7 protein-coding genes are annotated in these 4587 nt (G+C 63.4%); 2 read left to right on the top strand and 5 right to left on the bottom strand.

Annotated features, from left to right (window positions below; all coding sequences use genetic code 11):
* From EN935_RS23390 to EN935_RS23375, 4 genes are all read right to left on the bottom strand, one after another.
* Positions 1-219, bottom strand: a 219-nt coding sequence (locus EN935_RS23390) for an NAD-dependent epimerase/dehydratase family protein (protein ID WP_127373649.1), incomplete at its 3' end; no start/stop codon positions are given.
* Between the two features lie 16 nt (positions 220-235).
* The gene (locus EN935_RS23385) at positions 236-448 is read right to left on the bottom strand and encodes a hypothetical protein (protein ID WP_082583170.1); all 213 of its coding nucleotides are present in this window, start codon (positions 446-448) and stop codon (positions 236-238) included.
* Positions 449-537: 89 nt separating this feature from the next.
* Positions 538-1515 carry a cation diffusion facilitator family transporter gene (locus tag EN935_RS23380; RefSeq protein ID WP_127264961.1) on the bottom strand — a complete coding sequence of 326 codons (978 nt, stop codon included), beginning with the start codon at positions 1513-1515 and terminating at the stop codon, positions 538-540.
* A 27-nt stretch (positions 1516-1542) separates the two neighbouring features.
* Entirely contained in the window at positions 1543-2229 is a 687-nt protein-coding gene (locus tag EN935_RS23375) for a GNAT family protein (protein ID WP_127264960.1), read from the bottom strand.
* Positions 2230-2312: 83 nt separating this feature from the next.
* Here EN935_RS23375 and EN935_RS23370 point away from each other — a divergent pair, with 83 nt between their 5' ends.
* Positions 2313-3497, top strand: a complete 1185-nt coding sequence (locus tag EN935_RS23370; protein ID WP_127264959.1) for a pyridoxal phosphate-dependent aminotransferase — start codon at positions 2313-2315, stop codon at positions 3495-3497.
* A 151-nt stretch (positions 3498-3648) separates the two neighbouring features.
* Positions 3649-4023 carry a YciI family protein gene (locus tag EN935_RS23365; RefSeq protein ID WP_127264958.1) on the top strand — a complete coding sequence of 125 codons (375 nt, stop codon included), beginning with the start codon at positions 3649-3651 and terminating at the stop codon, positions 4021-4023.
* On the opposite strand, the gene EN935_RS23360 is transcribed toward EN935_RS23365, so the two are convergent.
* On the bottom strand, positions 4024-4587 hold a 564-nt coding region (locus EN935_RS23360), incomplete at its 5' end, for an SDR family oxidoreductase (protein ID WP_164771286.1).

Below are 4587 nucleotides of genomic sequence, written 5' to 3'. Positions count from 1 at the left end.
GGGACGCGACGCGCCCAGGCGCTCGGCAGCCCCCGCCTCGGCGAGGTCCCCGGTGTGGAGGGTGACGCTGACGCCGTCCATGCCAGGTGCCTGCGGCGGCACGATGTCGTGCAGGTCGAGCGCGGTGATCTTGCCGCCGCGCAGCGTGCCGTCCTTGGCCAACCGGGCGATGAGCTTGCGGCCGACCATGCCCGCGGCGCCAGTGATCAGAATGCGCATGTCGAAAATTCCTTGCCTACTTGCCCTGGTTTTTACGCTGGTTGCGGGCCCGCAGCCAGAACACCGAGAAAAACGCCAGCACGAAGACGATGCCAAAGGCGCCGGCCAGCACGGTCGAAAGGCTGCCGAGAGCCAACATTACGGTCGGCAGATAGTAGGCGCCGATACCGAACAGAAGCATGATCCATACTGCGGCGATAACAGCATTCCTGGTGTCGCGGTCCATCACGCCACACCAGGGCAGCGGGTGTTCATCAAGCTGGTTTTCAAGGTCTTGCAACTCCTGCGGCAGGACCAATCGACATCAATCGATCGGTCCTAGTGATGGTGGTCGTGACGCGCGGCCGCGTCATGCTCGTGCCCGTGGTCGTCGCCATCGTCGGCGCACTGTCCGAATTCCGATTCCACGGTGGCATGGCTGATGCCGTGCTCGCTGGCAAGTCGCTTCTTGACGGCGCTGACCGCCTGATAGGCATCGACGCTCTCCTCGAGGCAGGCATGCAGCGTCGCCATGTTGCTGGTACCGTCAAGCGACCAGACATGCATATGGTGCACTTCGCGCACCCCCACGACCGTCGCCTCGATGTCCCTGGCGATCAGATCGCGGTCGAGGCTTGGCGGCACGCCCTCTAGCAGGACATGAGCGGCTTCACGCATCAGCGACCACGCCGTGTACAGGATCAGCAGCGAGACCAGGACCGACAGGATCGGGTCGATCGGCGTCCAGCCGGTCGCCAGGATGACCAGCGCCGCAACGATGGCCGCGGCCGAGCCCAGCAGGTCGCCAAGCACATGCAGGATGGCGCCGCGCATGTTGAGGCTCTCGCGGTCGCCGCCATGCAGCACGAAGAACGAGCCGATATTGACCAGCAGACCAAGGATCGCCACCGCCAGCATCGGCCCGCCAAGCACCGGCGTCGGCGCCTGCAGGCGCCCCCACGCTTCATAGACGATCCACAGCGCGATGACGAAGATGGCAATGCCGTTGGTATAGGCCACCAGCGTCTTGACCCGGCCGAAGCCGTAGGTGAGGCGGCCGGTCGCCGGACGCCCCGCAAGATGAAACGCATACCAGGCAAGGCCGAGCGCGATCGAATCGGCGAGCATGTGGCCGGCATCCGCCAGCAGCGCCAGCGACCCGGTGAGGATGCCGCCGAACGCTTCGGCAACCATGAAGCCGCCGGTCAGGCAGGCTGCGATCAGAACGCGTTTCTTGTCGGTCGAGCCATGCACATGACCCGGCCCATTATCGTGCCCAGTGTGATCATGCCCGCTGTGATCGTGGGTAAGCGCCAATGGCAAACTCCCGTTACGCGCCTGATCTCACGCCCCAAACTGCGCGCGAAAATCCTCGAACCGTCGCCTCTGCTGGCCGTCGCCATCGAAATTGGCCGGATCGAGCCACGCTTCATAGGCTTTGCGTAGGGCCGGCCACTCCTTGTCGATGATCGAATACCATGCCGTATCGCGGTTTTCACCCTTGACGATGAGATGCTGGCGGAAAATGCCTTCGAACTTGAAGCCGAACCGGTCGGCCGCCCGCTTCGAGGGCTCGTTGCGGTTGTTGCACTTCCATTCGTAGCGGCGATAGCCAAGCTCGTCGAAGATGTATTTCATGAACAGGAACTGCGCTTCGGTCGCTCCCGGCTTGCGCGAGATGAGTGGCCCCCAATAGATGTTGCCGATCTCGATGACGCCGTAGGCTGGATCGATGCGCATCAGCGTCTGGCGTCCGGCGACCTTGCCGCTGGCCTTGTCGATGACGGTGAAGAACAGCGGATCCTCGCTGGCCTCGACCTTGTCCAGCCACGGCTGGAAGGCGGCGCGCGTCTCCGGCGGATAGTCGGGCAGCCAGGCGAAGCGACCCTCCACATCGGACACGGAGGACGCTTCGTAGAGGCCGTCGCCGTGTTTTGCAGCGCTCAGCGGCTCAAGCCGGACATAGCTTCCGTCGATGGCCTTGCGCTCGGGCCGCGGACGCGGTTGCCAATCCTTGAGATTTTCCGACACCGAAAGCTCCAATCCGTTTGACTTTTGCGGCCCGAGGCTCACAAAAACGCGACCCAACAGCAAGAACCACACGGACGGGAAAAATGCTCCACACGATTTCGGCCTTCGACCGTCTCGGCGAGGAAAACGCCTTTGCCGTGCTCGCGAGGGCCACGGCGCTGGCCCAACAAGGCCGCGACATCGTCAATCTCGGCATCGGCCAGCCCGACTTCAAGACGCCGCAGCACATCGTCGAGGCGGCGATCAAGGCGCTGCGCGACGGCCACCACGGCTACACGCCGGCCAATGGCCTGCTGGCAACGCGCGAGGCGGTGGTGCGGCGCACGCTGACCACCACCTGTGTCGAAATATCGCCCGAAACGGTGATGATCCTGCCCGGCGGCAAGCCGACCATGTTCGCCGCGATCCTGATGTTCGGCGAGCCTGGCGCCGAGATCCTCTATCCCGATCCGGGCTTCCCCATCTACCGCTCGATGATCGAGTTCACTGGCGCCGCGCCTATTCCCGTGCCGATGCGAGAGGAGAACGGCTTTGCCTTCTCCGCCGAGGAGACGCTGGCGCTGATCACCTCGAAGACCAGGCTGTTGATCCTCAACTCGCCGGCCAATCCGACCGGCGGCGTCACGCCCCGTGCCGAGATCGAGAAACTGGTCAAGGGGCTGGAGGCGCATCCGCAGGTCGCCATCCTTTCCGACGAGATCTACGACGTCATGACCTATGACGGCGAAACGCATTGCTCGCTGCTCGGCTTTCCCGAGATCCGTGACCGGCTGATCGTGCTCAACGGCTGGTCGAAGACCTGGGCGATGACCGGCTGGCGCATGGGCTGGTCGATCTGGCCGAATGGCGACAGGGGCGCCCATCTCTACGACAAGGTGCGCAAGCTGGCGGTCAATTGCTGGTCTTGCGTCAACGCGCCGAGCCAGTTTGCCGGCATCGCGGCCATCGACGGCCCGCAGGACGATGTCGACAAGATGATGCGTGCCTTCGACCGCCGCCGGAAGATCGTTGTCGAGGGGCTGATTGCCTTGCCCAACATTTCGTGCATCACGCCCAAGGGCGCGTTCTATGCCTTCCCCAACGTGTCGAAGACCGGCTGGAAAGCAAAGAAGCTCGCTTCGGCGCTGCTCGACGAGGCTGGCGTGGCGCTGATCGGCGGCCCCGATTTCGGCATTCTCGGCGAAGGCTATATCAGGCTCTCCTACGCCAACTCCGAGGAGAACATCTTGCGCGCGCTGGACAGGATCGGAACGTTCCTGGCGAAGTGAGCTTCAAAGCGGACCGCTGGCCTCTTTCTGGCGGTTGCGACTGGCGACAATGATGGTGTCATGATCCGTCCGGAGACGCACGGCCAGGGGCTGGGCGTGTGTGTTGGGAACAGCTACGCTCCCTGGATCAGGATCGAAGCAGGTGCCTCAGATGTTCTATGCAATCCTTGCCTATCACGTGGAAGATGCGATCAAGGCGCTGACGCCGCAGGAAGACGCGGCGCTGATGGCCGACCTGCTGAAGATCAACACCCGGCTTCATGAGGCAGGCACGCTTGGACCGTCCGCGCGTCTGGGGGCGACAAACGATGCTTGCACGCTGCGCGGCCCGGGCGACGGTATAATCATCGACGGCCCTTTCGCAGAAACCAAGGAACAGTTGCTCGGCCTCTATGTGGTCGACTGCACCACGAGAGACGACGCCATCGCGATCGCCCGCGACCTTCGCCGCGTCAATCCTACCGCCGTTTACGAGATCAGGCCCATTCTGCTCTTCAAGCCCGGCGTGCCGCTGGCAGGGAAATAACTATCCACGCCCTACAAACGGCATCTTGGTCGCCATCACCGTCATGAACAGCACATTGGCGTCGAGCGGCAGGCTGGCCATGTGGACGACGGCGTCGGCCACGCGCTGAACATCCATAACCGCTTCGGCTGATATCGAGCCGTTGGCCTGCGGAACGCCGACCGTCATTGGCTGCGCCATGTCGGTCAGCGCATTGCCGATGTCGATCTGGCCGCAGGCAATGTCATAGGGCCGGCCATCGAGCGCCAGCGTCTTGGTCAGTCCGGTGATGGCATGCTTGGTCGCTGTGTAGGGGACCGAACCCGGACGTGGCGCATAGGCCGACACCGAACCGTTGTTGATGATGCGGCCACCCATCGGCCTCTGCTTGCGCATGGCGCCGAAGGCGGCGCGGGCGCACAGGAACGAACCGGTGAGGTTGACCCCGACGATATCGTTCCACACCTCGACAGGGATCTCGTCGATCGGCGTCGATTTGTAGCCCATGCCGGCATTGTTGAAGAGCAGGTCGACACGACCAAAGGCCTCAGCCACCGTCTCGAACAGATCGTCGACCTGTTCAGC

Origin of the sequence: Mesorhizobium sp. M7D.F.Ca.US.004.03.1.1 (genome assembly GCF_003998635.1) — a bacterium.
In the GTDB taxonomy this organism is placed as follows: Bacteria; Pseudomonadota; Alphaproteobacteria; order Rhizobiales; family Rhizobiaceae; genus Mesorhizobium; species Mesorhizobium loti.
Note: the sequence above shows the minus strand (reverse complement) of the source record. Positions and strands in the feature narration are given on the sequence as shown.

Coding starts and splice junctions, on each gene's coding strand:
- EN935_RS23365 (WP_127264958.1), top strand. CDS start 3,649: ATGTTCTATGCAATCCTTGCCTATCACGTGGAAGATGCGATCAAGGCG.
- EN935_RS23370 (WP_127264959.1), top strand. CDS start 2,313: ATGCTCCACACGATTTCGGCCTTCGACCGTCTCGGCGAGGAAAACGCC.